Source organism: Methylosinus sp. DMC45 (assembly GCF_056313885.1).
Genome location: NZ_JBQUZK010000047.1, coordinates 109,419 through 136,156, shown reverse-complemented (window position 1 = coordinate 136,156; position 26,738 = coordinate 109,419). Strand labels below are relative to the sequence as shown.

Below are 26,738 nucleotides of genomic sequence, written 5' to 3'. Positions count from 1 at the left end.
GCGAACCGCTCATCGCGCCCCCGCGGCGAGCTTGCGCGCGGCGATGCGGCCGGCGCGATGATGGGCGTGGCAGATGGCGACGGCCAGCGCATCGGCGGCGTCGGGACTCTCGGCCCGGCTCAGCGGCAGCAGCACACGCACCATCATGGCGATCTGCTCCTTATCGGCGTGGCCATTGCCGACCACGGTCTTTTTGACGACATTGGCGGCGTATTCCGCCACCTCGAGCCCGGCGAGCGCCGGCGCCGCCAGCGCGACGCCGCGCGCCTGTCCGAGCTTCAGCGCCGATTGCGGATCGCGATTGACGAAAGTCTCCTCGATCGCCGCCTCATGCGGCGCATGCTCCTCGATGATGCGCGCGAGCCCGCGCTGCAATTGCGCCAGCCGCTCGCCCATGGAGGCGTCGCCGTCCGAATGCAGCGAGCCGCAAGCGACAAAGGAGAGCCGCGAGCCGCGCGACGCCTCGACGAGCCCCCAGCCCGTGTTGCGAAGGCCCGGGTCTATGCCGAGAATGCGAATCGTCTCTTCCGTCATGGCGGGAGGTTAGGGGGAAAGGCGCGCGAGGGGTAGCGGCGTCTCTCGCACTGGGCGGCGCGGCTTCGCCGCGGTCGTCGCAGGCGGTCGGGCGAATGCAGAAAGGGACACGCTCACCCTCCCCTTCAGGGGGAGGGTCGGCCGGCGATAGCCGGACGGGGTGGGGCGCAACGGCGAAGACTCGGGGCGTCACCCCCTCCCGAGCGCCTGCGGCGCTCGACCTCCCCCCTCGAGGGGGAGGTGGAAACGCCTCTTCGATCACCGCTTCTCGTTCGCCCGTCGCCCTACGCGGCCGTCATGGCCGGGCTTGTCCCGGCCATCCACGCCAAGCAGCTGAGAAGCCAATGAAAAAGCTCCCACCATACGGATTTCATCTCCCGGAGGACGCCGCCGGAGTTTCGGCGTCACGCAAAACTTCTGAGACGCCGCGGCGCGCGTTGGCGTGGATGGCCGGGACAAGCCCGGCCACGACGCCGCGGGGTGAAGAGGATATGCGCATTCGATAGCCCTCGAGGGGGAGGGGGCGCTCTCCGAGGCTCGGGCGAGGACCCCACACCCCGGACCGCTTCGCGGTCCGACCCTCCCCCTAAAGGAGAGGGTGGGCGTCCGAATGCAGCGAGCCGCAAGCGACGAAGGCGAGCCGCGCGACGTCTCGACGAGCCCACAGCCAGTGTTGCGGAGACCCGGGTCAATTCCGAGAATAGGAATCATATCGTCCGTTACGCGGGAGGTTAGGGGAAAGGGCGACAAGGGGCGGCGGCGTCTCTCACGCCGAGCCGCGCCCCCTCGAGGGGAATCCCTTTTCAGTAGTGAATGAATTAGATCTACCGAGCACCGTGCAATCAATTGGAAATCCAGTATCAATGCTCTGCTATTTTGCCCAACAGTTCCCGCCATTTGTAGCGACTTTCATGGATCGCGGGCTAACGCTGCGACGTCGATTTCGCGAGGAAACGATCACCGACCTTCTAATGGGAGGCCTCATCACAGCAAGTCCAGGCCGTATCATTGTCGAGTTTCCTGACGAACCAGTAACCGGAGCCGATATGGAATGGAATTTCGTAAATCCCCTCGATTCGACCTTTTTCCGCATCCATCTACAAGCTAAGCAGGCCTATGGGGATGGTCGCCAGTGGACTAGACACTGCTATCGGGAGTTGTTCCATTCCTCTGGATCAGGAAAGTTACAGGCTGAGAGCCTCTGCGACACAGCGCGCGCGTCGAGATTTGCCACCTATCCATTGTATATTTTTTATCATTCCGCGCGTACCTGCAACTTAGCACCTGCTTCGCGGCACGTGTCGGGTGTTAATCTTGCCGATGGCTATTTTATCGAATCCCTCGTTAAAGCAGCAAAAAACCGCCGCCTTCGCACAAGCAACAAAAGCCTTGGAGTTATATCACAAAAATTCTTTTCATTGAGTGACATTTTCTGCCCTCCTACGACACAGAAACTGTCACCACTTGCGCTTTCCCCATTCACGCCATCACAATTCTTGATCTTGTCTACTAGAACGCGTTCCATAGGCATTCCCACGCCTCCAACACCACGCGAAGTTCAGAGCCGCCTCGTGACCGTTAGCACGCCAGATCAACCATTTGCAGGCGAGACATCAATCCCTGACGTTTCCACTAAGATACCCGATGACGTTCTGCGAATAATTCAGCAGCCCGATGTAAGTGGCGAGAAAAGCTCCGGGCAACGGCTCCAGAGATGGCGCGTCACATTTGTGTCCACGCGTCCGAGCGACGAGCCCACGGGGTAACGAGTCACCCCAAAATCCCCCTCCCCACGCCCTTCACCTCCCCCACCCCACACAACATCATCCCCACCCGCAGCTCCGCCGCGAAAATATCCAGCATGTTCTCCACGCCCGCCTGCCCCGCCGCGGCCAGCGCATAGGCGTAGGCGCGGCCCAGCAGAACGCCCTTCGCGCCCAGCGCCAGCAGGCGCAGGACGTCGAGGCCGGAGCGGGCGCCGGAATCGGCGAGGAGGAGGAGATCGTCGCCCACGGCGTCGGCGATGCGCGGCAGCATGCAGGCGACGGAGGGCGCGCCGTCGAGCTGGCGGCCGCCGTGATTGGAGACGACGATCGCCTCCACGCCGCAGCGGACGGCGTCGCGCGCGTCGGCCTCGTCGAGCACGCCTTTCAGAATGATGCGGCCTCCCCAGCGCGCGCGCACCCAATCCAGCGTCTGCCAATCGAGCGTGGGATCGACATTGGCGGCGATGTCGCGCAGATAATTCTTCTGCTTCATCGCGCCGCCGAGATAGGCCGCGACATTGCCGAGATCATGCGGCCGGCCCATGAGGCCGACATCATAGGCCCAGGCAGGCCTCGCCAGCGCTTGCAACAGGCGCCGCTGCGGCGCGAATGGCCCGGCCATGCCGGAATGGGCGTCCCTATAGCGAACGCCCAGCGCCGGCAGATCGACGGTGAAGACGAGATGCTCTATCCCCGCGGCGCTCGCGCGCGCGAGCATATTCTCCATGAAGCCGCGATCTTTCAGCATATAGAGCTGCAGCCAGATCGGCCGCGCGCTCGCCGCGGCGACCTCCTCCAGCGAGCAGACCGAGAGCGTGGAGAGAATGAAGGGCACGCCCTTTTTCGCCGCCGCCCGCGCGCCCTGAACCTCGCCGCGCCGCGCGAACATGCCGGACATGCCGATGGGCGCGATCAGCACTGGCAAATCCGCCGCGACGCCGAGCCAATGCGTGGAGAGATCGACGCCGGCGACGCCCTGCATCACGCGCTGGCGCAGCGTCACGCTCTGAAGGTCCGCCATATTGGCGGCGAGCGTGCGCTCGGCGCCGGCGCCGCCGTCGATATAGTCGAAGAGAAAGCGCGGCAGGCGCCGACGCGCGGCTTCGCGATAATCGGCGGCGGAGGAAATAATCATCGCGTGCCTCTCATGACTTGCGCGGCGCTCATGCGAATTTGCCGATCGCCTTGGCGGAGGCGATCGCGCGGAAAGTGTGGAAATTGGGGCTCGCGCCGGTCTCGCGGCAATAGCGGTCGAAATCCTCGGCGCCGACGTCGATCATGACCACATCCCAGCCGCTCGCGCGCCAATTGGCGATTTCCTTCGCTTGGAGGCGAAGCCATTTGTCATGCGTGTCGGCCGGATAATTATCGACACTGTGACGCAAGAGCTCGTGATCGGCCGCGGTGACGCGCGGGAGATAGGTCGTCGGCACGCTGGGTTCCTCCTCCCTCGAGAATCGCGCGCCGACTCTTACACCCTAGGGAATAGCGGACGCTGCGCTCGCGGGAAATTATAGGTCGCTCCGCTCGCGGTTCATCCCCTGGTCATCTGCGCAGGCGCATGAAGCGAGCGCCGCTATTTTGCGGCTCACGATCAAAGGGGGGAACATGGCCATCGGTCCAGATCCTCGCGGCGCGCTGATCGCTCTCAGCAGATTCGGCCTCGGGGCCAGGCCCGGCGATCTCGCCGCGGCCGCCACCGATCCGCGCGGCTTTCTTTTGGAAGAGTTGCGCCGGCCCAATGTCGGCCGGCTGGAAAATGCTTCGCTCGCCCCGTCCAATGTCGCCCTGCAGGCGCTGTTCGCCGATCAGCAGGAAAAACGCATGGAGCGCGAGCGCGCCATGGCCGCGGAGGCGACGCGCGTCTCCATGGCCGGCGCGGCGGTGGGCCCAGGCGCGGCGATGGCCGCGCCCGGCCCCGCCGCGCCGCCGCTGGGCGCCGACGGCAAGCCCAAGCCGCAGGAGCCGCCTGTCGAGCAGAAATTGTTTCGCGCCGAGGCGATGGCGCGTTTCGAGAAGCAGGCGAGCGCGCAGGCCGGCTTCGTCGAGCGGCTCGTCGCCTTCTGGTCCAATCATTTCGCCGTTTCGGTCGCCAAGGGGCAAATCCTCCGCGTGGCCGCCGGCCCCTTCGAGCGCGAGGCGATCCGGCCGCATGCGCTCGGCCGCTTCGCCGATCTTCTGGCGGCGGTCGAGAGCCATCCGGCCATGCTCTTCTATCTCGACAATCAGCGCTCCATCGGGCCGGGCTCCGCGGCGGGGCGCTTCGCCGGCAAGGGCCTCAACGAGAATCTCGCGCGCGAGATTCTCGAGCTGCATACGCTCGGCGTCGGCGGCGGCTATTCGCAGGCCGATGTGACGGCGCTGGCGCGCATCATCACCGGTTGGAGCTTCGCCGAGGCGGAGAGCGAGATCGGCGAGCCGGGCGGCTTCGTGTTCAAGGCCAATTGGCACGAGCCGGGCGCGCCCGCTCTGCTCGGCAAGCATTATCCGCAGACGGGCCGCGAGCAAGGCGCGGCGGCGCTCGCCGACATCGCCCGCCATCCGGCGACGGCGACGCATATCGCGACCAAGCTGGCGCGGCATTTCATCGCCGACGCGCCGCCGAAGCCGATCGTCGACACGCTGGCGAAAACCTTCCGCGACACGGAAGGCGATCTTACGGCGGTGGCGGAGGCGCTGATCGCGAGCGATCTCGCCTGGAGCGAGCCGCTCGCGAAAATCCGCACGCCGGACGAATATCTGATGGCGGCGGCGCGGGCGACGGGCGCGCTGCCCAATGACCCCGGCCAATATCTCAACATGCTGAACGCCATGGGCATGCCCTTGTGGCAGCCGCCCGGCCCCAATGGCTATCCCGACAATCTCGACGCCTGGGCCTCGCCCGAGGCGATGAAGCTGCGCCTCGACGTCGCCTGGCAAATGGCGCAGAGGCTGAAGGACATCGGCCATCCGCTGAGCGTGCTCGACACCGCCGCCGGCCTCGCCGCCTCGCGCGAGACGCGGGAGGCGGCGTCACGCGCGGAATCGCGCCAGCAGGCGCTGGCGATTCTCTTCATGTCGCCCGAATTTCAACGGAGGTGACGATGCGCATTCCCTCTTCCTCTTCTCTCTCGCGACGTCGCCTCCTCGCGCTCGGCGGCGTCTCTCTGGCATTGGCGCATTTTCCGAAAGCGGCGAGCGCCGCGGCGGCGCACGATCCGCGCCTCGTCGTCATCGTGCTGCGCGGCGCGCTGGACGGACTCTCGGCCGTCGCGCCGATCGGCGATCCCGATTACGCGGCGTTGCGCGGGTCGCTCGCTCTCTCGCCCGTCGGCGACAAGCCCGCTTTGCCGCTCGACGGATTTTTCGCGCTCAATCCCGCCATGCCGGTCTTCGCGCGTCTCTATAAGGAGGGAAAAGCGAGCGTCGTTCATGCGGTGGCGACCAGCTATCGCGAGCGCTCGCATTTCGACGGGCAGGATGTGCTGGAGAGCGGCTTCGCGGGTCCGGGACACACGGAATCCGGCTGGCTCAATCGCGCGGTCTTCACGCTGCAATCCTCGGAGCCGACGCGGCGGCGCGGCCTCGGCGTCGGCGCGGCGCCGCCGCTGGTGATGCGCGGGCCGGCGCCGGCGCTCGGCTGGGCGCCGCAAGTGCTGCCGCCGGCGGGCGAAGACCTCGCCCAGCGCGTGCTCGATCTCTACACGCATAGCGATCCGACGCTCGCCGCCGCGCTGCGGGCGGGGCTGGACGCCGACAAAATCGCGACCTCGGGCGGGCTCACCGGCGATATGGCCAAGGCGCGCGGCGGCATGGACCAGCCCAATGGCATGCGTCAGGCGGCCATGGGCGCGGCGCGGCTGCTGGCGACGCCGGATGGACCGCGCGTCGCCGCCCTCGCCTTCGACGGCTGGGACACGCACGCCAATGAGAGCGGCCTGCTGGCGACGCGCCTCTCCGGCCTCGACGGCGCGCTAGAGGAGTTCGAGAAAGGCCTCGGCGAGGCCTGGAAGGACACCGCCGTCGTCGCCATCACCGAATTCGGCCGCACGGCGCGCGTCAATGGCACGGGCGGAACCGATCATGGCACGGCGAGCGTCGCATTTCTGGCCGGCGGCGCGGTGAGAGGCGCGCGCGTCATCGCCGACTGGCCCGGCTTGAAGACGAGCCGTCTCTATCAGGAGCGAGACCTCGCCCCGACCCATGATTTGCGCGCCGTGCTGAAGGGGCTTTTGACCGAGCAATTCGACCTTTCGGCGCAGGCCCTCGCGGAGAAGGCTTTTCCCGACTCCGCGAGCGTCGCGCCGATGAAAGGCCTCATCGCCGGATGAGAGGGGCGCGAAAGCGTCCCCCTCAGCCCTGTCGTTTCTCGATCTGCCCGATCGCGTCCACGACGGCGTCGAAGGTCAGGAGCGTCGAGGCGTGACGCGATTTGAAATCGCGCACCGGCTCCAGAATGGCGATTTCCTCCCATTTTCCATCGGGGGGAGCGCCATTCTCCTTCAGCATCTTGCGGACGGTCTCGCGCAGGGCGCGCAATTCTTGCGGCGTGGAGCCGACAATATGGCGCGCCATGATCGAGGAGGCCGCCTGGCCGAGAGCGCAGGCTTTGACCTCATGTGCGAAATCCGCCACTTTTCCATCCGATAGGATGAGATCGATCGTGACGGTCGATCCGCACAGCTTGGAATGGGCGGTGGCGCTGGCGTCTGGAGCTTTGAGCCGACCGACGCGCGGTATCTGCGCGGCGAGCTCCAGTATGCGCTGGTTGTAGACTTGATCGAGCATTGTGGCCGATAAGTTGCTAGCGGGGGGTTACGTGGATTCCTTCCACTGAGTATATAATTCCGCAGGCCGCGTTGAAAGCGGCCGTCTTCCCCGAAGTGGTCGGGCCAATCGTCTACCTGGAGGCGCCACATGGATGCCGTGGTTAAGTCCTTGCTCGACCGTAACGAGACGGCCGAGACTCCCGTCGAGCGCCCGACCCGCGAGGAAGCGGAGGCGGCGGTGCGCGTGCTGCTGCGCTGGGCCGGCGACAATCCCGAAAGGGAGGGTCTCAAGGAGACGCCCCGCCGCGTCGTGAAGGCCTATGAGGAATTCTTCCGCGGCTATCAGGAGGACGCCGGCGAGGAGCTGGCGCGCGTCTTCGAGGAGGTCGAGGGCTATGACGACCTCGTGCTGGTCCGCGACATACCGTTTTTCTCGCATTGCGAGCATCACGTCGTCCCCTTTGTCGGAAAAGCGCATATCGCCTATTATCCGACCGGCGGCGTCGTCGGCCTCTCCAAGCTGGCGCGGCTCGTCGACGTCTACGCCCGCAGGTTGCAGACGCAGGAGGCGATGACGGCGCAGATCGCCACCGCGATCAACCAGCATCTGACGCCGCGCGGCGTCGCCGTGCTGGTGGAGGCGGAGCATATGTGCATGTCCATGCGCGGCGTGATGAAGCAGGGCTCCTCCACGGTGACGGTGCAGTTCTCGGGCGTGTTCCGCGACGATCCGGCCGAGCAGGTGCATTTCTACACGCTGCTGCGCGGCGCCCGCTGACCGCTTCCCTGGGGAAATCCAATGTCCGCTCTGCCGCCGGCCGAGGCCCATGCGCTCGAGGAAGGGCTCGCCCTCGCGCCGCGCTATGACGCCCAAGGGCTCATCGTCTGCGTCACTGTCGAGGCGGCGACGAACGAGGTGCTGATGGTCGCCTATATGAACGCTCTGGCGCTCGAGAAGACGCTGGAGACCGGCGTTGCGCATTATTGGTCGCGCTCCCGGCAGAGCCTCTGGCGCAAGGGCGACACTTCCGGCCAGGTGCAGAAAGTGGTGTCGCTGAAGGTCGATTGCGACCAGGACGCGCTGCTGCTGGCGGTCGAGCCCGGCGGCGACGGCAAGGCCTGCCACACCGGCCGCAAATCCTGCTTCTATCGCCATGTCGAGAATTTGGGCGAGAGCGGCGCCGCTCCCCGCCTCGCTCTCGAGAGCTAAAAGCCGCGACGTCGCACTCTGGTAGGCCCAAGTGACCGAGGCCCAAGTGACCGAGCTCGAAACAGCCGTGCAGGAGATCGCCGCCGAAATGGCAGAGCGGCCGGACCGCGGCGAGGTGGCGAGCTATATACCGGAGCTGGCGGGAGTCGATCCCGGCGCTTTCGGCATGGTGGCGATCGACGCCGAGGGCCGCGTCGCCGCCGGCGGCGACGCCGACCTGCCCTTCTCGATCCAGAGCATATCGAAAGTCTTCACGCTGACGCTGGCGCTCGGCATGGTGGGCGATCTTCTGTGGCGGCGCGTCGGCCGCGAGCCCTCCGGCAATCCGTTCAACTCCATCGTGCAGCTGGAGCGCGAACGCGGCGTGCCGCGCAATCCCTTCATCAACGCCGGCGCCATAGCGGTGACGGATGTGATCCTGTCCGGCCATCAGCCGCGCGAGGCGTTGGGCGAAATTTTGCGCTTTCTGCAGTTTTTGGCCCAGGACGAGACGATCTATGTCGATCGGGCCGTGGCGGAATCCGAGAAACGCACCGGCTTTCGCAATATCGCGCTCGCCAATTATATGAAATCCTTCGGCGTGATCGACAATCCGGTGGATTTCACGCTGGGCGTCTATTTCCACCATTGCGCCATCGCCATGACCTGCCGGCAGCTGGCGATGGCGGGGCGTTATCTCGCCCATTCGGGCCGTATCCCCTCCGCGGGATCGTCTGTAGTCTCGCCCGAGCGCGCCCGCCGCATCAACGCGCTGATGCTGACCTGCGGCCATTACGACGGCTCCGGCGAGTTCGCCTATCGCGTCGGCCTGCCCGGCAAGAGTGGCGTCGGCGGCGGCATATTGGCCGTCGCGCCGGGCAAGGCGTCCATCGCCGTCTGGTCGCCGGGCCTCGACGCCAATGGCAATTCGCATCTCGGCCGCATCGCGCTGGAGAAGCTGGCGCGGCGCATGGGCTGGTCGATTTTCGGAACCGAGCCGGCCTGAGCCGAAGCCGCGATCCGGCTCGCCGCGGCGACGCCGTTAACGGCCCCGCTACTTTCTGCGCACAGCCTTCCGCCCAATATAAGAAAGACCGATACGGGCGGAGACGGCAGGCAGGAGAGGCGCGATGACGGCCTTTTTTCGCAATCCCTTCGACAGATGGGCGCCGGATGGCGGCGGCGGCGGCGTCGAAGCCCCGCCGATCGCGCGCGAGCCGACGCCCCCGCCCGTGGCCGCCCGGCCCAAGATCGGCCTGGCGCTGGGCGCCGGCGCGGCGCGCGGCTGGTCGCATATCGGCGTGCTGCGTGAATTGGCGGCGCACGGAATCGTGCCGGATGTCGTCGCCGGCACCTCCATCGGCGCCGTGGTGGGCAGCTGCTACGCCGCCCGCAAGCTGGACGCCGTGGAGGCCTTCGCGCGCTCCATGACCAAAAGGCGCGTGTTCACCTTCATGGATCTGTCCTTCTCGGGCATGAGCCTCATCGGCGGCGAGCGGCTACGCGCGGCGCTCGAGAAGGAGCTGACCGACCTCTCGATCGAGGATCTGCCGGTCCGCTTCGCCGCCGTCGCCACCGAGGTCGGCACGGGACACGAGGTCTGGCTGAAGCGCGGAGCGCTGGCGCCGGCCGTGCGCGCCTCCTACGCTCTGCCCGGCATTTTCGAGCCCGTGCGCATCGGCGACCGTTGGCTCTTCGACGGCGCGCTCGTCAATCCGATTCCGATCACCGTCTGCCGGGCGCTGGGCGCCGATTTCGTGATCGCGGTGAACGTCACCGCCGACACCATGTATCGCTCGCATGTGATCCACGATCATCACGCCCATGCCGGCGGCGGCCGCGCCAAAGAAAGCGCGCCCTTCGCCGACGCCTCGGAGCCGGGCCTCGCGGCGCATCTTCTGCCGCGCTATTTCCAGCGCCGTCCCGGCGCCGCGCCCAATGTCGCGGCCTCGATGATCGACGCTTTCAACATCATCCAGGATCGCATATTGCGCTCGCGCATGGCGGGCGATCCGCCGGACGCCACCATCCATGCGCGTCACGAGGATGTCGGCATGTTCGACTTCCACCGCGCCGAGGAATTGATCGAGCTCGGCCATGAGGCGACGAGGCGCTCGCTGCCGAATATCTTCGCCCACATACCGCTCGTCGGCGCGACGCCGTGAGCCGCTGCCGAGCGGCTCCGGCGTCACCCTCGCGGAGCGGCGGCTCTCAGGCCGTCGCGATATAAGCGCGAAGCTCCTGGCGCTCGGACTCGATCTCGTCGATACGGCATTTGACGACGTCGCCGATCGAGACGAGGCCGGCGAGACGTCCCTCGCGCAGAACCGGCAGATGACGGCGGCGCTCCACCGTCATCGCCTCCATCGTCGCTTCCAGCGAATGATCCTCGGCGATCGACATGGGATCGGCGGTCATGAAGCGCGCGACCTCGTCGCAGAGCGCCTCGACGCCGTAGCGCGCTATGGCGCCGACGATGTCGCGCTCGGTGATGAGGCCGACGACCTCGTCATCGGCGCTGACGACGACGAGCGCGCCTATGCCGCGGCGGGTCAGCTCCTCCGCCACTTGCAGCAACGTCCGTCCCGGCGCGATGGTGACGACCTCGGCTCCCTTGCGGGCGAGTATGCGGGCGACATTCATATGAAATCCCTCCCCTCTCGCTAGTTTATCTCAGCGCTCCCGACTTGCGGCTAGCTGTTGCGGTTACTCACGGCCTCCCTCGCGGCGGTCGAAGGCGCCGAACAGGAGAAGCCCCGCCACAAAGCCCCCGACATGCGCCTCCCAGGCGATCTGCTCCGTCGATCCCGCCGCGCCGGGAAACAGGCCGAAGATCAGATTGGCCGCGAACCAGAGACCGACGAAGGCGAGCGCGCGCCGGTTGGACCAGAGCTCGGCGAGGCTCGACGCGCGCCGCGACGCAAAGGGCGCCCCGATCCGCGAATCCTGGGCGAAAGCGAAACGCGCGCTCGCCGCCATGGTTCCCGAGATCGCCGCCGAGGCGCCGACGACCGGGCCGAGGTCGAAAGGATGGATCGAAAAATGCGCGGCCGCGCCGGCCGCCGCCGTCAGCGCCATGAAGGCGAGGAAGCGCGCCGGGCCGAAACGGCGCGCCAGCGGCGAGCCGAAAGCCGCCAGCGTCACGCCATTGACGGCGAGATGCGTCCAATTGGCGTGCAGCAGCGCATAGGTGACGAAGGTCCACCAGGGCAGGCGCTCCGCGCCCAGAGCCTCGGCCACGTCGCCGGCCTCGACGCCCGGAGCCAATTGCCCCGCTATGGAGCGCATGAAGGCGTCCGGCGCCAAAACGATCGAGATTCGTCCCGGAACGAAAGCCAGCGCGGAGAAGATCTCGGAGACCGTCGCGCCGGGCAGCGCGCCGAGCGCGAATTGGATCGCCGCCAGCGCGGCGAGCAGCGCCGTGACCTCGCCGGGCAGATTGAGGATTTTCTCCCTCTGTGGCCTCGCCTCGAAACGATCGTTCATCTCAGCGCCGTCCTTCAGGCTCGCCGGAGCCATTGCGAGTGGTTACCGATTTCTTGCCGCTGGCATGCGGCCTGCTCTTCAGCTCTCGCCGCTCGGGGGCGGGCGGCAGGGCGCGCCGATTCGACGCAAAGTCCTTAACGATACGCCGTTTTGGAAACAAAATGAGACACAAGGTCAACCAGCAACTCTACGCCTATTGGAGCCGCTTGAAAGGGGCGCGATCGGCGCCCGAGCGGTCCGAGATCGACCCGGCGGAAATTCGCGAGGCGCTGCCCGATTCCTTCATCATCGAGATCGATGAGGCGGGCCGCTTTCCGATTCGGCTGTGCGGCACGAGGCTGAATGCGCTCTGGCTCGACGAGCAGAAGGGGAAGTCCTTTCTCGATCTGTGGTCTCCCGAGGACCGCCGCACGCTCGCCTCGGTCATGCTGACCGTCATCGACGGCGTGGCTCCCGTGGTCGCCGGAGTCGAAGGACGCGCCGGGGACGAGGGCGACGTCCTGGAGCTCGAGCTGCTGCTGCTGCCGCTGCGTCACTTCGGCAAGACGCACTCCCGCGTTCTCGGCGCCATCGCGCCCGCGCGCCGTCCGCGCTGGCTCGGCGTCGCGCCCGCCCATCCGCTGCGGCTGACGTCCTTTCGCGTGATCGCGCCCAGCGAGGCGCATTTTCGTCTGTCGGAGCCGGTCGGCCGCCGCGTGGTGCGGCCGGGCGCGCCGGGGCGGCCGGAGCTGGTTCTCTATCGCGGCGGAAAAGCCTGAAAAATCACATTCGACGGCAGCGGCGCGCCCCCGAGCGGGGGCGCGCCGGCCGGAGGCGAGAAATTACTTCGCGACCTGCTTGAGCTCCGCGTCGGCGGCCTTCACATGCTCGGCGGCCTGGGCGAGATGGTTCTGGCGGGCCTCGTCGATGGTGGCCTTCAGATGGTCGATCGCCGCGGCGAGATGCGCGTCCGGCTTGAACTTCTGCAGCGACTCGGCCTTCTCCAGCGCGAGATCGGCATGATAGGCGAGAAGCCCGGAGTCCTTCAGCTTGACCTGAGTGATCGCTTCCTCGACGTGGTTGGCGGCCTGATCGAGCCGGTCGTCGGCGCGGGCGATCGTCGAGGCGAAAAGCGCGCCGCCGAAAGCGAGCGTGAGAGCGGCGGTTTTGAGCTTCATGGTCGTTTCCTCATGATCCGGCGGCGCGCGCATCGTTACTGAACGTTTCGATTTATCGCGGCCGCCGATGATCGTGTCCGGCATTTAAATGCAAATGGGGGCGCCTTGCTAGCCCATCGGTAGGATTTTCCGCCGCGCCCCGCGCGCCTCACCAGAACTTCAACGCGGCGAGCAGGCCTTTTTGCGCGACCTGGCGGTCCTGCTCCTTGAGCTCGAGGAATATTTGCCGCGCGCTGGCCCGCAGATCGAGCAGCTGCTCGTCCGAAATGTCGAAATCGACCGACGCCGACCGCAATTCGCGCCGCGCCGAATCGAGCTTTTCCTGCAACAGGGCGATCAGGGAATTCTTTGCCATTTTCTTGCTCTCTCACTCGCTTGGGCGAGCCTGAGAGCGGGAGCGGAAGAACGCTCGAATTCCCTTTGCGGGCCTCAATCAGATTCGCCGGTCGGGCCTGCATCCGAGGCCCTCGGTTCTTTTGAACGCTCACGCTCGAGCGTCGGCGCCGATTATCTTTGAAGTTTCGCCGATCCGCAATCCGGCCGCCGAACCCCTCGAAAGCTACGCGAAGCCCGCTCGGCGACATCACGTCGGTAGCGTATAAATATTGCACAGAAGCTTGAATCTGCTTGGTGATCTAGGCTCGGCGCTGCGCAAATCCCCCAATGGCGAAGCGGCGGCGCATCGATAGATTCGCTCTCGTCGATTCAATGCATTGCGTCGCGCCTGCCGCGTTTTCGCCTATTCCCGACCAGGACCTCCCATGACATTCGCTCGCTGCGGCCTCGCCGCCGCGGCCGGGCTCGCGGCCATATTGGCGTCGCGAGACGCGGCCGCTCATTGCATGATCGGCCCCCGCATGATCCCGATGACGCTGGCCATAGACACGCCCTGCGTCATGGATGATTTCATGCCCATGGCGATGGGAACGCGAAACGGCGATCACACGCGCGAGCTCGACGTCCCGCTGATGCTCTCCAAGCGCATCACCAAGGATTTCGGCGTCACCCTCGCCGGCACATGGACGCGCATGTGGATGCCGGAAAATCTCTCCTACATGGCCATGATCATGGATCATCACATGACGCCCGACGGCGCGATGATGATGATGCCCATGCTGATGCCGATGGGCATGTACATGCCCGGCATGACGATGGGCGGCTGGCAGAATTTGCAGACGACGTTCAAATATCAGCTGCTCACCGACAAGAAGAGCGAGCTCGTCGTCTCGGCGGGACTGTTCGTCGATTGGGGCGGCGTCGGCAATCGCTCGGCGGGCGCGCCGGGCTTCACTACTCTGGTCCCGTCGCTATGGATCGGCAAAGGGTTCGGCGATCTGCCGGAAGAATTCGGCTGGGCGCGCGCCTTCGCCGCCACCGGGCAATTCGGCCTACGCCTGCCGACATGGCGCCGCACCCTCGCCTATTCGCTGAGCGGCATGAGCCCCGCCGGAGCGGACATGTCGGGCATGCTCAATTCCGTGATGGACATGTCCTGCATGAACATGCCCGCGCCCTACACATTCGACATGACGATGGCGATGCCGAGCATAGACGAGTGCCGCCACTCGCCGACCTTCGCCTATGGGGCGAGCCTGCAATACAGCTTCTCCTATTTGAAGAAGACGCTGAAGGTCGATCTCGGCGTCCCCGATTTCGTCTATGAGCTCAACCCGATCGTCGAGGTTCAGTTCCGCACGCCGCTCTCCGGCGTGCGCACGACGAGCCTGCCGCCCTATTACGGCGTGGAGCTGACGCCCAATAATCAAAGGGTCTTCGCCACCTCTCCCACTTCGGCCTCGACGGTCGGAACCGTCAATCCCGGCCTCATCTGGATGGGAGACAAGATCCAGATCGGCGCCGAGGCGATCATTCCGATCAACCGCCAGAGCGGGCGCGCCGTAGGCTGGATGGCCTCGATCGACTTCTCATTGCAGCGCCTGTTTCCAGACACTCTGGGCAAGCCGCTCATCCAAATGGCGGGCGATGAGGAAGAGGATCACGATCACGATCATGACGGCCATGACGGCCATGAAGGCCATGAAGGCCACGATCACGAAGGTCACGATCATGAGGACCACGATCATCAGGGCCACGACCATGGCGCTCACGCGCATGGCGCCGGTCACGGTGGGCATAGCCACGGTGGACATGGCCATGGCGGAGGCGCGAAGGGCGCCGGAGGCCATCATGACCATAGCAGCCATGCCGCGCATCGCGGAACAAGCGCGACCTCAGCCGGGACGGAAAGCTCAGGCCATCTTCACACGCATTGACGCCCCTACCGCGGACTGGCCGACGCGCCCAAATGAGGCTCGGAGGCCGATCGCATAGCGGAGGGAAATATGGGCGATCAGATCGAGCTTTCGCTCATGCTCGAGCGCGTCGACGCCGCGACGCTGCTCGAGAGCCTCGAGCGTCAGCTGGAAGCTCTACAGAAGATCGAGCGCGCCGATGGCGACGAGCTCTATTCCGCGGCGCAACGTGAGAAGACCGCCATCATACCCGTCATAATGGCGCTGGAGAGCGCCTTGCGGGCGAGCCGCCCGCACTGACCCGCCATCACTGAATGATGAGGTCCGCCTGCAAGGCGCCGGCCGTCTTGATCGCCTGCAGGATCGAGATGATCCCTGTCGGCTTCAGCCCGATCTGATTGAGCCCGCGCACCAGCGTGCGCAATGTCGGCCCTTCCAGCGTGGCGACGCCGCCGACCTCCTCCGTCGCGGTGATGCGCGTCTGGCTGGTCACAGTCGTCTTGCCGTTGGAGAAGGGCGCCGGCTGCGAGACTTCCGGCGTCTCATTGATGCGCACGGTGAGGCCGCCATGCGTCAATGCGACGGGCGAAATCTTCACATCCTGGCCAATCACCACAGTGCCGGTGCGTTCATCTATCACGACGCGCGCCGGCGTGCTCGGCTCTATGCGCAGCTCGCCGATCTCCGCGAGCAGGCGCGTCGCGCCGCCGCGCGTCGTCGTCAGCGCGATGGTGCGATTGTCGCGCTCGCGCGCGATGCGCTGATGATATTTCGCCTGCGAGTAGCGGTTGATCGCGTCGACGATTTGCACCGCCGTCTGGAAGTCGGGGTTGCGCAGCTCCAGCATCAGCGCGCCATTCTCGCCGGCCGGCCGCGGCGCCTCGCGCTCGATCGTCGCGCCATTGGGCACGCGCCCCACGGTCGCGACGCCATGCGTCAAAGTCTCGTTCTGGCCGCCGACGGCGAAGCCGGAGACCGCGATCGGCCCTTGCGCGATCGCATAGACATTGCCGTCTATGCCGGTGAGCGAGGTGAGCAGCAGCGTTCCGCCCATCAGCGACGTGGCGTCGCCCATTGCGGAAACAGTGATGTCGATCGTCGAGCCCCAGCCGACGAAGGGCGGCAGCGCCGCCGTCACCATCACCGCGGCGAGATTGCGCGTGCGCAGCGCGCTGTTACGCACATTGACGCCGAGCCGATCCAGCATGGACGACACCGATTGCTCGGTGAAAGGCGCATTGCGCAACGTGTCGCCCGTGCCTTGCAGGCCGACGACGAGGCCATAGCCGAGCAGCTGATATTCCCGCACGCCGCGCGGAAATGTGATGTCCTTGAGCCGCACCGAAGCGAGCGCCGGCGCGCTCATCAGCACGAGCAGAGCGACCGCGAGGAGCCTGCGCATCAGCCCTCGCTCACGCGGATGGAGCCATCCGCCTGCACGCGGCCGGTGACGACGAGCCCGCTGTCCTGATTGCGCACGCGAATGAGATCGCCGATGGACCCGGCCTGCAACGCCGAGCCGTAAGCGACGATGACCATGCCGCCTTCATCGAAGACGATCTTCACCGACGCATTTATCGTCACGACCTTGGGCGCGTCGACGGCGATCGTCGGAACCGGACGGTCCGGCAGCAGCGTGCGCCGCGCCACCTTGCCGATGAGCGCGCTTTTTGTCTCCGCCACCGAGCCATCCGCCCCGGCGCCGAGGCCGAAGGCGCGCTCGCCGAGCATGGAGTCACGAATGACGTCGCCAGGATAGATGACGCCGAGCGGCACCGGGAGCATGCGCTCCTCCGCGCCGAGCGGCGTGGGGCCGCAGGCGACCGCGGCCAGCACGAGAGCGACGAGCCGCGGCAGCCGCATCATCTGATTCCCTTCGAGACAGTGCCTTCCATCTCGTCCACCGCCTGGATCACCTTGGAGCTGAGCTCGAAGGCGCGCTGCGCGGAGATGAGATTGACGAGCTCCTTGACCGGATCGACATTCGAGCTCTCGAGATAGTACTGGCTGATCGTGCCGAAGCCCGGATCGCCCGGCACGCCAACGACCGGCGCGCCGGAGGCGACCGTCTGGCGAAAGAGATTGCCGCCCAACGCCTCGAGGCCCGATTCATTGGCGAAATTGGCGATGGTCAATTGGCCGAGCTGCTGCGGAGTCGTCTGCCCGCCTATGGTGGCCGAGACGATGCCCGATTGATTGACCGTGATCGCGGTGGCGTTATTGGGAATGACGATGGTCGGCGTCACCAGATAGCCGTCGCCCGTCACCAATTGCCTATTGGCGTTGGTGCTGAAGGAGCCGGCGCGCGTATAGACGGTCTCGCTGTCCGGGCCGACGATCTGGAACCAGCCGCGGCCTTGCAGCGCGAGATCGAGCTGATTGCCCGTCTGCGTCAGCGAGCCTTGCGTCTGCAGGCTGCGGATCGCCGCGAGACGCACGCCGAGGCCGGTCTGCGAGCCTTCTGGAATAGTCGCATCGCGACCGCGGTTGGAGACGCCCTGAAGGCGGTCCGCCTGATAGAGCAGATCGGTGAATTCCGCGCGCGAGCGCTTGAACGCCGTCGTGTTGATATTGGCGATATTGTTGGAGAGAACTTCGATATTCTGCTGCTGGGCGTTCATGCCCGTGGCCGCGATGGCGAGCGCTCGCATGGTTCTACCGATCCTTGTTCAAATCGTCATCCGGCTGATTTCCTGATAGGCTCCGACCGCCTTGTCGCGCACAGCGATCGCCGTCTGCAAGGCGCGCTCGGCGGACATGATCTCATCCACGACCTGCTGCACAGAGGCTTTGCCCTGCACACCTGCGATAGACGTCGCCTCGCTCGACTTCACCTTGTCGACGACGCCGGTCGTGAGCTGATCGAGCACTTGCGAGAAAGACGCTCCATCGACAGACGAAGCCGCAGCGCTCTGCGCCGCGCCACTCAGCGCCGAGACGCCGGCGCTGGAGGCGACGGAGGAGACGATTCCGGGGACGAGTCCGATCATTGGCTTCCCTTCAGCAGATCGATTGTCATGGAGAGCAGATCGCGCGTCTGCTTCATGACCTGGAGATTGGCCTCATAGGCGCGATTGGCCTCGCGCATGTCGGCCACTTCGGTGAGAATGTTCACATTCGGAAACTTCACATTGCCATCCTTGTCCGCAGCCGGATTGCCCGGATCATGCTCGACGCGAAACGGCGTGCGATCGACGCCGACGGCGCCGACATGAACCAGTTCCGCGCCGCTCGCACGATCGAGCTCATTGGCGAAGGTGACGGTCTTACGAACATAAGGATTCGCGCCCGCGGTCTGGCCCGTGGAGCGCGCATTGGCCATATTCTCCGCGACGACGCGCAGGCGCGACGATTGCGCCTCGAGTCCCGCGCCGGAAATTTTCATGGAGGCTTCGAGAGCGTCCATCTCGCATTATCCCTTCAACGTCGCCATCCACATTCCGTGGAACGACTTCATGATATTGGTGCTGAGCGAGAAGGCGCCGCGAATCTCGCCCGACTTCATCATCTCCTGCTCGAGGCTAACCGAATTGCCGGAGAGGCTCGTCTCCCAATTCGCGCCCTCTTTCGGCGAAGAGGCGCGCGGATCGAAAGCCGCTGTCTGAATATGCAGCCCATTGGTTCCCGCGAGCTCCAATGCGCTGTGATCCAGAACCTTGGAGAAAGGCGCGACATCGACGGCCTTGTAGCCGGGCGTATTGGCGTTGGCGATATTCTGGGCGACCACCGATTGACGCGCAGAGAGCCAGCTCCGCTGCTTTTCGACGAGATCGAAGAGATAAACAGGCTCGACCATGATGCCTCGCGCAGATTTGGTAACGGAAAATTAGCCGTTCGGTCTTGCGTCAAGCTGGACTTGCGCCCGCGATCAGCGAGACGCAGAACGCGAAGCCTGACCGCTGTTGTGCAGAAAATGAATGAGCTCTGCGATCGGACGATAGAATTCCGACGGGATCATCTTGTCGATCTCGACATGATCGTACATCGCGCGCGTCAGCGCCTGACGCTCGAGCACGGGCACGTCATTGGCCTCCGCGATCTCCCTGATCTTCAGCGCGACGAGATCTGTTCCCTTGGCGACGACGAGCGGCGCGCCGCCCTCCTCGCGCACATAGCGAAGCGCGATGGCGTAATGTGTGGGGTTGGCGATGACGAAGGTCGCGCGCGGAACCGCCGCCATCATGCGCTTGCGCGAACGATCCAGCGCGATGGAGCGCAGACGCGCCTTCATCATCGGATCGCCTTCCGATTGCCGGAGCTCCTCCTTGATCTCCTGGCGGCTCATGCGCATGTCGCGCCGCCACTTCATGCGGCTCCAGGCGAAATCCGCCATCGCCAGCAGAACGACCGGAATGCAGACGACGCTGGTGAGGCGAATGACGAGCTTGAGCAGCAGGCCCGGCACCTGGCCGGGCTCGACGCGCATCGCATCGGTGATGAGGCCGCGGTCGACATTGAGCGAAAAAATGACCGCGCCGGCGATGATGATGATTTTCGCCACCGATTTGGCGAGCTCTACGAGGCCTGCGACGCTGAAGATGCGCTTCAGCCCCTCACGCGGCGAGATGCGCGAGAGATCGGGCTCGATGCGCTGAAAGACGAGGCGCGGCGAGCCCTGAATGAAAGCGGCGACAATCGCCGAGACGATGAACATCCCGAGAATGGGCGTCAGAAAGCGCGCCGTCTCCAGCACCACCGTCCGCGATTGCATATAGGCGTCCGCGCCATTGGCGAGCGCGAACTGCCCGACATTGCCGAGCATGAGAGCCATCGCCTCGGCGAGGCGCGGGCCGACGGTCTGAAAGACGAAGGCGGAGCAGAGCAGAAAGGTGAGAAAGAGCGTCGCGATCGACAAATCGCGTGACACGGGCGTCTTGCCCTGCTCGAGGGCGTCGAGAATTTTTTTCTCTGACGCCTCTTCTGTTCGTGATTCGTCGTCTTCCGTATCGCTCATCGATCAGAGGCCGTCACTCGGCGGCCTCCTCGGGAGCGGCGCTGGACAAGTCGATCTTGCCCTGCTCGGCGAGCCTCAGCACAGTGTCGGCGATGACGCGGCGCGCCTCCATTATGTCGCGACGCGGCGGCGACGCGCCGCTCGCCAGCTCGGCCTCCACCATGCGCCGCGTTCGCGCAGAGAGCGCCGCCAGCACGAAGTCGCGAACGTCCACCTCCGCGCCGCGCAGCGCCATAATGACGCGATCCGCGGGAATGGCGTCGAACAGGATCATCCGGGCGCGGACATTCAGCTTGGTGATGTCCTCGAAGTTGAACAGCATGCCCTTCAACGCTTCGGCGTCGCGCGGGCGGCGCTCGGAAAGGCTGCGCAGCACGCCCTCGGCATGCTCGCGCTCCATCTTGTTGATGATCGCCGCGAGCTTGGCGTTCTTCGCCGCGGAGGCCGTGGCCTCGGAATTCTGCAGGAGCTCTTCCTGCAATGTCGTCTCCACCAGACGCAACGCCTCGTCGGTGACGGGCTTCGACGACAGCATTCGCCGCATCACATCGTCGCGAAAATCGGCCGGCAGCACGGACAGCGCCTTGGCGGCGCGCGCCGGATCGATCCGCGACAACGTCAACGCCGCCGTTTGCGGATGCTCCTTGGCGAGATATTCGATGAAGGCCGGCTCCGGCGCGGCGCTGACGCGGCCCCACACCGCGCTATTGGAGCTGCCGAGAACATCCGACATGATCTCGGCGATCTGCTCCGGCGGAATGACGCCCGCCAGCAGCTTTTCCGCCTCGCCCGCCGTGCCGCGCAGATCAGAGCCGCCGCTCTCGAGCTGCGACATGAAATCTTCGATGAGCGGCTCGATCGTGCTCGCCGGAACCGCGCCGAGGCCAGCGGCGAATTTGGTGATCTGCCGCAGCTCGTTCTGATCGAAATGCTTGAGAACGCGCTGCGCCACATCCTTGTCGACCGACAGCAGCAGCGCCGCGACTTTTTCCGGGCCGTTGAGCGTGCGGCCTACATCGGCCGCAATCAGATTCGTCATCGCGGGCTCCCGCCTCCGTCACATGCGCCGCGCGCCGCTCCCGGGCTCGATGATCTCGGTGAGCGAGACCCCGAAGCGCGTATTGTCGTCCTCGACGACGACCACCTCGCCGCGCGCGATGAGCCGTCCGTTGACGACGACGTCCACCGGCTCGCCGATCTTCTGGTCCAGCGGCACGATCGCGCCGCGCCCGAGCTTGAGCAGATTGGAGACCGGCATGGTCACCGACCCGATCACCACTTGCATGACGACCGGGATGCGTAAGATCGACTCGAATTTGCGCGCGTCGATCTCGGGCTCGCCGGCGCGCTCCGCCATCATCAGATCTTCGCCCATCGGGCGCGAGCCGCCGATCAGCCGCTCGAGCTCCTCGCTCTTGGAGCTCTCAAAATCGAACTCACCCATGTCGATCTCTCCATTGTCGACGCCGCAATCGCGCCAGCGCTCAACCGCGCAGCACGTCGTCGATGAATTCCTGCTGCTGATCGACGAAATCGTCGATGCGTATCGTGTAGGAGCCATCCTTCTGGCCGATCTCGCACCAGAACAGCGACTGCCCTTCGCACATCAGCGCGACGAGCCCCGTCGGCGAGACGGGCAGCTCTATGACCTGGCCGACCTCGATGCGGGCGACGTCCGCGAGCGTGAGATCGCTCTTCTCCATCACGGCGCTCAGCGTCACCTCGGTCTCGGTCACGCGCTCCTTCATCCGCTTCGCCCATTGCGGATCTGTCGCAGTCGTCGATTTCGGCGCCTCTTGCGACAGGGCGTCGCGCAGTGGATCGAGCGTCCCCTGCGGAATGGCGATGAGCAGCGCGCCCTCTGCTCCGAAGGCGCGCAGCCGGCAACGGCAAACGACGCTGAAGCCGCCGCTCTTGCGCGCGGCGCCTGCGGGCTCCGAGCGCGCTTCCGTCGGCTCGAGCGTGAAGCGCGTTCCGACGAGCGCGGCGAAAGCCGCCTGCAAGGAATTGGTCACGCGCGAGAAGGCCAGCAGGCCGACGCGCGTCTCGATCGCCGTGAGCTCGCGCTCCGCGTCATAAGGCGGCTCCGACCCGTCGGAGCCGAACAATCCCTCGAGCAGCGTGAACACGAAACGCCGGTCGGCGGCGATGATCGTCCTGGCTTCTGGATCGGCGCCGGCGACGTAGGACGCCGAGAGCGCGGCGCGCTCCGTCTCGAGCGCGATCTCGCCCGCGCGCGCCACCGTCATCGACTCGACGGCGAATTGCATCGCGCCTTCCGCGAGCCCGCGCATCGAATCCTGCATCTGCGACGCCATGGCGTCGAACACCGCGCGCAACAGCGGCATGCGATCGAGCGAGGGGCCGCCGCCCGAGAGCAGCCGCTCCCTCACTCCCTGCGAGGCGAATTCCACGGCTCCATCCATGCTCATGCCGATCACGCCGCCTCGGCCGCGCCGCCGCCGGACAGCGTCTCGTTCTCGACCTCGTCGATCGAGGGACGCTCGTAGGCGGGAATGGATTTACGTCCATGCTCGACGGCCACTTGTGGCATGGCGCCATTCATGAACGCGAGCAGCGTCTGCTTGACGATGACGTAGAGGTGGCACTCCTTGCTGCGCGCCACCTTCACCTTGAAGGCGAGCGGCGTGACAATGCCATAGGAAACGAAGATGCCGGCGAATGTGCCGACCATGGCGGCGCCGATGAGGCCGCCGAGCAGCTCCGGCGATTGATCGAGCGCGCCCATCGCCTTGATGACGCCGAGCACGGCCGCCACGATTCCGAGCGCCGGCAGGCCGTCGCCGACCGAAGTCAGCGCATGATAGGGCTTCAGCCGATCGTAGCGAATGGCCGCGATCTCCTCGTCCATCAGCGCCTCGATCTCGAAGGTGCGGACATTGCCGATGATGAAGAGACGGCAGTAATCACAGATGAAGGTGGTCATTTCCTTATTGGCGAGCACCTTCGGAAACGCCGTGAATATCTTCGATTCCGCCGGATTGTCGACATGCGCCTCGACCTCGTTGCGCGGCTTGCTGCGCAATTCGCGCATCAGAGCGTGCAGCAGGCCGAGTATGTCGAGAAAGTCGCGATGCTTGGGGCCTTTGTCCATGACCGCCTGGCCGAGCGCCTTGCCCGTGTCCATGATCACCTTGGTCGGATTGGCGACGACGAAAGTGCCGAGCGAGGAGCCCATGATGATCACGAACTCCCACGGCTGCCATAGCACGATCAAATGGCCGCCCAGCGCCGCGAAGCCGCCGAACATGCAGCCCATCGTGATGATCAGCCCGACGAGAAAGCCCATGACGCCAGTCTCCGATGGAAATTCGTATTAACGAATTAGTCACCGTCCCTTGCGCGAGGCTGACATTTTCTTTCAGCTTCACGCAAGCAAAACCGGTCAGCTTCATGACGGAGCGGCGCGATGCGGCCGCAGCGCAGGCACGGACCTCGACGACATGCAATCGGCCTTTTACGTCTCGCTTTCGGCGCAAGTCTCCGTCGACAAGCGGCTGGAGACACTCGCCAACAATATCGCCAATGCGGCGACGCCGGGCTATCGCGCCGATGGCGTGAGCTTTCAGCAGGTCGTCTCCGATACGGACACGAGCAAGGTCGCCTATGTTTCGGCCGGCAAGGATTTCGTCTCGCGCGCCGTCGGCGAGCTCACGAAGACCGGCGATCCCTACGATATCGGCATTGTGGGCAACAGCTATTTCGCGATACGCACGCCCGGCGGAACCGCCTACACGCGCGACGGACGCATGCGCATGACGGAGACCGGCGATCTGCAGACCGTCTCTGGCTTTCCGATTCTCGATGCGGGCAATTCAGCCGTTGTGCTCGATCCCAATGGCGGCCCGCCGATGATCTCGCGCGACGGCATGATCACGCAGAGCGGTCGTCAGGTCGGCGCCGTCGGCCTCTTCACCCTCGACGAGACCGCGGAGCTGACCCGCGGTCCCAACGCCAGCCTCATTCCGTCCAAGCCCGCGACGGCGGTGCTCGATTTCGTGCGCAATGGCGTGCAGCAAGGATTTATCGAGGGCTCCAACGTCAATCCGATTCACGAGATGGCGAAGCTGATCGCCACATCGCGCGCTTTCGACAGCGTGAGCTCGATGAACGACATGCTCGACAGCTCGCAGCGTGAGGCCATTCGCACGCTCGGCGGCTCATGACCTCGCTACAGCGCCTGCGCGCCGCGGTGGAGCGCGACCAGCGTCGCGCCGACCACATTCGCGTCTTCGGCCTCGTGACCGAGGTGACGCCCTCCTATTGCCGCGTCAGCGGCCTCTCCGATTTCGTCGAGCTCGGCGAATGTGTGCGCATCGGCGCGCCGCCGGACGGCGCGCTGGGACAGGTCGTGCGCGTCGGCAAAGAGGGCGCGATCATCAAATCCTTCGACAATCGCGTGCGCATCGGCCTCAACTCGCCGGCCTATCGCGCCGGGCCGATCGCGGTCGCACCCAGCGCCGATTGGGCCGGGCGCGTTCTCGACGCCTTTGCGCGGCCGATCGACGAGCGTGGCGCGCTCTCGGATGGCGAGACCGCTTTCGACGTCGACGCCTCGGCGCCGAAGGCGATGCGCCGCGGCCGCGTGAGCGCGCCTGTGCGCACGGGCGTCAAGGCCGTCGATTGCTTCACGCCGATCTGCGCCGGCCAGCGCATCGGCATTTTCGCCGGCTCTGGCGTCGGCAAATCCACCTTGCTGGCGATGCTGGCGCGCGCGCCGGGCTTCGATACGGTGGTGATCTGTCTCGTCGGCGAGCGCGGTCGCGAGGTGCGGGAATTTCTGGACGAGGTGCTGGCCGGACAAGCGAGCGAGTCGATCGTCGTCGTGGCCACAGGCGATGAAAGCCCGATGATGCGCCGTCTCGCGCCGCTGACGGCGACCACCATAGCGGAATATTTTCGCGACATCGGCCGCAATGTTCTGCTCATCGTCGATTCCGTGACGCGTTTCGCGCACGCCTCTCGCGAGGTGGCCTTGGCCGCCGGCGAGCCGCCGGTGGCGCATGGCTACACGCCGAGCATATTCGCCGATATTCCACGCCTGCTGGAGCGCGCCGGGCCTGGCGAGGAAGGGCGCGGCTCGATCACTGGCGTCTATTCCGTGCTGGTCGACGGCGACAATCACAATGATCCGATCGCCGATTGCGTGCGCGGCACGCTGGACGGCCATATTGTGCTCGACCGCGCCATCGCCGAGCAAGGACGCTATCCTGCGATCGATCTCAAAGCGTCGATCTCCCGCCTCGCGCATCACGCCTGGAAGCCGGAGCAGCGGCATCTCATCCAGAAGCTGCGCGCGCTGGTGTCGCGCTATGAGGACACGCGCGATCTGCGCATGCTCGGCGGCTATCAGCGGGGCGCGGATGTGGAGCTGGACCAGGCCGTGCAGCTCGTTCCCAAGCTCTATGAGGCGCTGACTCAGTCGCCGCAATCTCCGCCGAGCGTCGACCCCTTCCGAGAGGTCGCCGACAGGCTGCAGCACGCGACGCACGGCTGAACGGGACGGCGCGCCCGCCCGGTCAACCAATCTTTCACTCCTTCGCGGTCATGATCCCGGCCCTGCCTGCGGCTCGGGACCATGACGAATTTCGCGACCATTCTCGATAGCCTGGAAAAAGCGACCCGCGCCACGGAGCGCGACGCCGGGCCTCTGCGCCCTCCCCCCATCGGGGCCCTGCTGCGCGAGGAGGCGGCGCCGTCTCCGCTATCGCCAGAGGATCGCGTGGCGCGAATATCCCGCGCTTATGGAATCGATCGCGCGACGCCGAAGGAGCCTGCCCCGCCGCCGCCGCCGAAGGTCGCGCGGCTGCCCGAGCGTGAGGAGGTCCTGGTCGAGCTGCAGCGCGCCGAAGGCTCGCTCGCGAAGCTCGGCGCGCTGCGTCGACGCCTCGCCTGGGCCTGTCACCCGGATCGACAGGAGAAATCGCGCGCGCGGCAGGCGGAGCGCCTGCTCGCGGAGTTCAATGCGCAGATCGATCAGGCCGTCGCGCGCGCCAATGCGCGAGTCGCCCGGCGCTGATCACTCGCCGAGGACGACTCCGGCGCTCGAGACCAGCGCCCATTTCTCGCCGCGACGCTCCAGCGCGGTGACGCGGCCGAGCCCCTCCACGAGATCGCCCGGCGACACTTTGATGATCGCATTCGGCGTTTGCAGCAGAGCGACGCCAGAGCGGACGCTGAGCAGCGCGAATCCGGGAACGCCGACCTCCGATTGCGCCTCCCCGATCGAGCCCACAGGCGTGAAGTCGACCTTGCCGCGCTGATCGGCGATCTGCGTCTGAATCCGCTTGGCGGCGATAACCGTGGGGCGGCTGTAGATCGCGAGATGCTCGAGACCGGCGAATTGCGGACGCCGCTCCGCATCGGAAATCATATAGCCGGCGAAGGCCGTCGACACGACCGCGAGAGCGACCCCGACAGTGCGCAGGGCCAGCTCGCCGATATCGCGCGTCGGGCGCATCGGCGGCGTGCGGCGCTCCGCGAAGAGATGCGGCGGCGCGATCTTCGGCTTGCCCAGCGTCGGCGCGCGACGCGGGCCATCGGAGCGAAATGTCGGAGCGTCAACCATGCGACCGTTCCTCGAATCGATGAACTAGAAATGGATAGCTCAAAATCGAGCAAAGTTGAATCG

34 protein-coding genes are annotated in these 26,738 nt (G+C 65.6%); 13 read left to right on the top strand and 21 right to left on the bottom strand.

Annotated features, from left to right (window positions below; all coding sequences use genetic code 11):
• Positions 1–9: 9 nt before the first annotated feature.
• Together ruvC and ACT53T_RS15605 are read right to left on the bottom strand one after the other, a co-directional pair.
• Positions 10–534, bottom strand: coding sequence for a crossover junction endodeoxyribonuclease RuvC (ruvC, locus tag ACT53T_RS15610; protein WP_018264620.1), 525 nt, complete (start codon positions 532–534; stop codon positions 10–12).
• Between the two features lie 258 nt (positions 535–792).
• Positions 793–1,245, bottom strand: coding sequence for a crossover junction endodeoxyribonuclease RuvC (locus ACT53T_RS15605; protein ID WP_476161875.1), 453 nt, complete (start codon positions 1,243–1,245; stop codon positions 793–795).
• A 152-nt stretch (positions 1,246–1,397) separates the two neighbouring features.
• Here ACT53T_RS15605 and ACT53T_RS15600 point away from each other — a divergent pair, with 152 nt between their 5' ends.
• On the top strand, positions 1,398–2,300 hold the full coding sequence (locus ACT53T_RS15600) for a DUF6615 family protein (RefSeq protein WP_476161874.1): 903 nt from the start codon (positions 1,398–1,400) through the stop codon (positions 2,298–2,300).
• A gap of 4 nt (positions 2,301–2,304) precedes the next feature.
• On the opposite strand, the gene ACT53T_RS15595 is transcribed toward ACT53T_RS15600, so the two are convergent.
• Both ACT53T_RS15595 and ACT53T_RS15590 read right to left on the bottom strand, forming a co-directional pair.
• Entirely contained in the window at positions 2,305–3,435 is a 1,131-nt protein-coding gene (locus tag ACT53T_RS15595) for an L-lactate dehydrogenase (protein WP_476161873.1), read from the bottom strand.
• A 28-nt stretch (positions 3,436–3,463) separates the two neighbouring features.
• Positions 3,464–3,733 carry a hypothetical protein gene (locus tag ACT53T_RS15590; RefSeq protein WP_400766762.1) on the bottom strand — a complete coding sequence of 90 codons (270 nt, stop codon included), beginning with the start codon at positions 3,731–3,733 and terminating at the stop codon, positions 3,464–3,466.
• 175 nt (positions 3,734–3,908) lie between these two features.
• On the opposite strand from ACT53T_RS15590, the gene ACT53T_RS15585 reads away from it, so the two are divergent.
• Complete coding sequence (locus ACT53T_RS15585) at positions 3,909–5,381, top strand: DUF1800 domain-containing protein (protein WP_476161872.1); 1,473 nt, start codon at positions 3,909–3,911, stop codon at positions 5,379–5,381.
• 2 nt (positions 5,382–5,383) lie between these two features.
• On the top strand, positions 5,384–6,610 hold the full coding sequence (locus ACT53T_RS15580; protein WP_476161871.1) for a DUF1501 domain-containing protein: 1,227 nt from the start codon (positions 5,384–5,386) through the stop codon (positions 6,608–6,610).
• A 22-nt stretch (positions 6,611–6,632) separates the two neighbouring features.
• On the opposite strand, the gene ACT53T_RS15575 is transcribed toward ACT53T_RS15580, so the two are convergent.
• On the bottom strand, positions 6,633–7,067 hold the full coding sequence (locus ACT53T_RS15575; RefSeq protein ID WP_476161870.1) for an iron-sulfur cluster assembly scaffold protein: 435 nt from the start codon (positions 7,065–7,067) through the stop codon (positions 6,633–6,635).
• A 129-nt stretch (positions 7,068–7,196) separates the two neighbouring features.
• Between ACT53T_RS15575 and folE the strand changes: the two genes are divergently transcribed.
• The 4 genes from folE to ACT53T_RS15555 all read left to right on the top strand — a co-directional run bounded on the left by folE (position 7,197) and on the right by ACT53T_RS15555 (position 10,402).
• Positions 7,197–7,826 (top strand): GTP cyclohydrolase I FolE, encoded by a 630-nt coding sequence (gene folE / locus ACT53T_RS15570; protein WP_018264614.1) that lies wholly within the window; start codon positions 7,197–7,199, stop codon positions 7,824–7,826.
• A 21-nt stretch (positions 7,827–7,847) separates the two neighbouring features.
• The gene (gene hisI, locus ACT53T_RS15565) at positions 7,848–8,258 is read left to right on the top strand and encodes a phosphoribosyl-AMP cyclohydrolase (RefSeq protein WP_400766757.1); all 411 of its coding nucleotides are present in this window, start codon (positions 7,848–7,850) and stop codon (positions 8,256–8,258) included.
• Positions 8,259–8,304: 46 nt separating this feature from the next.
• Complete coding sequence (locus tag ACT53T_RS15560; protein WP_476161869.1) at positions 8,305–9,243, top strand: glutaminase; 939 nt, start codon at positions 8,305–8,307, stop codon at positions 9,241–9,243.
• A 124-nt stretch (positions 9,244–9,367) separates the two neighbouring features.
• A complete protein-coding gene (locus ACT53T_RS15555) occupies positions 9,368–10,402 on the top strand; it encodes a patatin-like phospholipase family protein (protein ID WP_476161868.1) in 1,035 nt (344 codons plus the stop codon).
• Between the two features lie 46 nt (positions 10,403–10,448).
• On the opposite strand, the gene ACT53T_RS15550 is transcribed toward ACT53T_RS15555, so the two are convergent.
• Positions 10,449–10,880, bottom strand: a complete 432-nt coding sequence (locus ACT53T_RS15550; protein WP_018264608.1) for a CBS domain-containing protein — start codon at positions 10,878–10,880, stop codon at positions 10,449–10,451.
• Positions 10,881–10,943: 63 nt separating this feature from the next.
• Entirely contained in the window at positions 10,944–11,723 is a 780-nt protein-coding gene (locus ACT53T_RS15545) for a rhomboid family intramembrane serine protease (protein WP_043332048.1), read from the bottom strand.
• Between the two features lie 161 nt (positions 11,724–11,884).
• Here ACT53T_RS15545 and ACT53T_RS15540 point away from each other — a divergent pair, with 161 nt between their 5' ends.
• On the top strand, positions 11,885–12,481 hold the full coding sequence (locus ACT53T_RS15540; RefSeq protein ID WP_018264606.1) for a PAS domain-containing protein: 597 nt from the start codon (positions 11,885–11,887) through the stop codon (positions 12,479–12,481).
• A 63-nt stretch (positions 12,482–12,544) separates the two neighbouring features.
• On the opposite strand, the gene smbP is transcribed toward ACT53T_RS15540, so the two are convergent.
• Both smbP and ACT53T_RS15530 read right to left on the bottom strand, forming a co-directional pair.
• A complete protein-coding gene (gene smbP / locus ACT53T_RS15535) occupies positions 12,545–12,880 on the bottom strand; it encodes a small metal-binding protein SmbP (RefSeq protein ID WP_026191191.1) in 336 nt (111 codons plus the stop codon).
• A gap of 148 nt (positions 12,881–13,028) precedes the next feature.
• The gene (locus ACT53T_RS15530) at positions 13,029–13,235 is read right to left on the bottom strand and encodes a hypothetical protein (protein WP_018264604.1); all 207 of its coding nucleotides are present in this window, start codon (positions 13,233–13,235) and stop codon (positions 13,029–13,031) included.
• 406 nt (positions 13,236–13,641) lie between these two features.
• Here ACT53T_RS15530 and ACT53T_RS15525 point away from each other — a divergent pair, with 406 nt between their 5' ends.
• Positions 13,642–15,153, top strand: coding sequence for a hypothetical protein (locus ACT53T_RS15525; protein ID WP_476161867.1), 1,512 nt, complete (start codon positions 13,642–13,644; stop codon positions 15,151–15,153).
• 69 nt (positions 15,154–15,222) lie between these two features.
• A complete protein-coding gene (locus ACT53T_RS15520; protein ID WP_476161866.1) occupies positions 15,223–15,432 on the top strand; it encodes a hypothetical protein in 210 nt (69 codons plus the stop codon).
• A gap of 7 nt (positions 15,433–15,439) precedes the next feature.
• On the opposite strand, the gene ACT53T_RS15515 is transcribed toward ACT53T_RS15520, so the two are convergent.
• The 11 genes from ACT53T_RS15515 to motA form a co-directional block, all read right to left on the bottom strand.
• The gene (locus ACT53T_RS15515; RefSeq protein WP_476161865.1) at positions 15,440–16,534 is read right to left on the bottom strand and encodes a flagellar basal body P-ring protein FlgI; all 1,095 of its coding nucleotides are present in this window, start codon (positions 16,532–16,534) and stop codon (positions 15,440–15,442) included.
• Positions 16,534–16,998 carry a flagellar basal body P-ring formation chaperone FlgA gene (gene flgA, locus ACT53T_RS15510; RefSeq protein WP_476161864.1) on the bottom strand — a complete coding sequence of 155 codons (465 nt, stop codon included), beginning with the start codon at positions 16,996–16,998 and terminating at the stop codon, positions 16,534–16,536. The genes ACT53T_RS15515 and flgA overlap by 1 nt, the downstream gene beginning before the upstream one ends.
• Positions 16,995–17,783, bottom strand: a complete 789-nt coding sequence (flgG, locus tag ACT53T_RS15505; RefSeq protein WP_476161863.1) for a flagellar basal-body rod protein FlgG — start codon at positions 17,781–17,783, stop codon at positions 16,995–16,997. The genes flgA and flgG overlap by 4 nt, the downstream gene beginning before the upstream one ends.
• Before the next feature lie 18 nt (positions 17,784–17,801).
• On the bottom strand, positions 17,802–18,122 hold the full coding sequence (gene fliE / locus ACT53T_RS15500) for a flagellar hook-basal body complex protein FliE (RefSeq protein WP_018264598.1): 321 nt from the start codon (positions 18,120–18,122) through the stop codon (positions 17,802–17,804).
• Positions 18,119–18,538 (bottom strand): flagellar basal body rod protein FlgC, encoded by a 420-nt coding sequence (gene flgC, locus ACT53T_RS15495; RefSeq protein ID WP_476161862.1) that lies wholly within the window; start codon positions 18,536–18,538, stop codon positions 18,119–18,121. The genes fliE and flgC overlap by 4 nt, the downstream gene beginning before the upstream one ends.
• Before the next feature lie 6 nt (positions 18,539–18,544).
• Positions 18,545–18,928, bottom strand: coding sequence for a flagellar basal body rod protein FlgB (gene flgB / locus ACT53T_RS15490; protein ID WP_018264596.1), 384 nt, complete (start codon positions 18,926–18,928; stop codon positions 18,545–18,547).
• Positions 18,929–19,000: 72 nt separating this feature from the next.
• Entirely contained in the window at positions 19,001–20,086 is a 1,086-nt protein-coding gene (locus ACT53T_RS15485) for an EscU/YscU/HrcU family type III secretion system export apparatus switch protein (protein WP_476161861.1), read from the bottom strand.
• Between the two features lie 13 nt (positions 20,087–20,099).
• Entirely contained in the window at positions 20,100–21,125 is a 1,026-nt protein-coding gene (locus tag ACT53T_RS15480; RefSeq protein ID WP_476161860.1) for a flagellar motor switch protein FliG, read from the bottom strand.
• An 18-nt stretch (positions 21,126–21,143) separates the two neighbouring features.
• Positions 21,144–21,446, bottom strand: a complete 303-nt coding sequence (gene fliN, locus ACT53T_RS15475; RefSeq protein ID WP_244635349.1) for a flagellar motor switch protein FliN — start codon at positions 21,444–21,446, stop codon at positions 21,144–21,146.
• Between the two features lie 124 nt (positions 21,447–21,570).
• Positions 21,571–22,518 carry a flagellar motor switch protein FliM gene (locus ACT53T_RS15470; RefSeq protein ID WP_476161859.1) on the bottom strand — a complete coding sequence of 316 codons (948 nt, stop codon included), beginning with the start codon at positions 22,516–22,518 and terminating at the stop codon, positions 21,571–21,573.
• 5 nt (positions 22,519–22,523) lie between these two features.
• A complete protein-coding gene (motA, locus tag ACT53T_RS15465) occupies positions 22,524–23,396 on the bottom strand; it encodes a flagellar motor stator protein MotA (protein ID WP_018264591.1) in 873 nt (290 codons plus the stop codon).
• Between the two features lie 154 nt (positions 23,397–23,550).
• On the opposite strand from motA, the gene flgF reads away from it, so the two are divergent.
• The 3 genes from flgF (at position 23,551) to ACT53T_RS15450 (ending at position 26,126) form a co-directional block, all read left to right on the top strand.
• On the top strand, positions 23,551–24,273 hold the full coding sequence (gene flgF / locus ACT53T_RS15460; protein ID WP_400766734.1) for a flagellar basal-body rod protein FlgF: 723 nt from the start codon (positions 23,551–23,553) through the stop codon (positions 24,271–24,273).
• A complete protein-coding gene (gene fliI, locus ACT53T_RS15455; protein WP_400766732.1) occupies positions 24,270–25,604 on the top strand; it encodes a flagellar protein export ATPase FliI in 1,335 nt (444 codons plus the stop codon). Before flgF ends, fliI begins: the two co-directional genes overlap by 4 nt.
• Before the next feature lie 81 nt (positions 25,605–25,685).
• Positions 25,686–26,126, top strand: a complete 441-nt coding sequence (locus ACT53T_RS15450; protein WP_476161858.1) for a hypothetical protein — start codon at positions 25,686–25,688, stop codon at positions 26,124–26,126.
• On the opposite strand, the gene ACT53T_RS15445 is transcribed toward ACT53T_RS15450, so the two are convergent.
• Positions 26,127–26,675, bottom strand: a complete 549-nt coding sequence (locus ACT53T_RS15445) for a hypothetical protein (protein ID WP_400766728.1) — start codon at positions 26,673–26,675, stop codon at positions 26,127–26,129.
• Between the last annotated feature and the right edge of the window lie 63 nt (positions 26,676–26,738).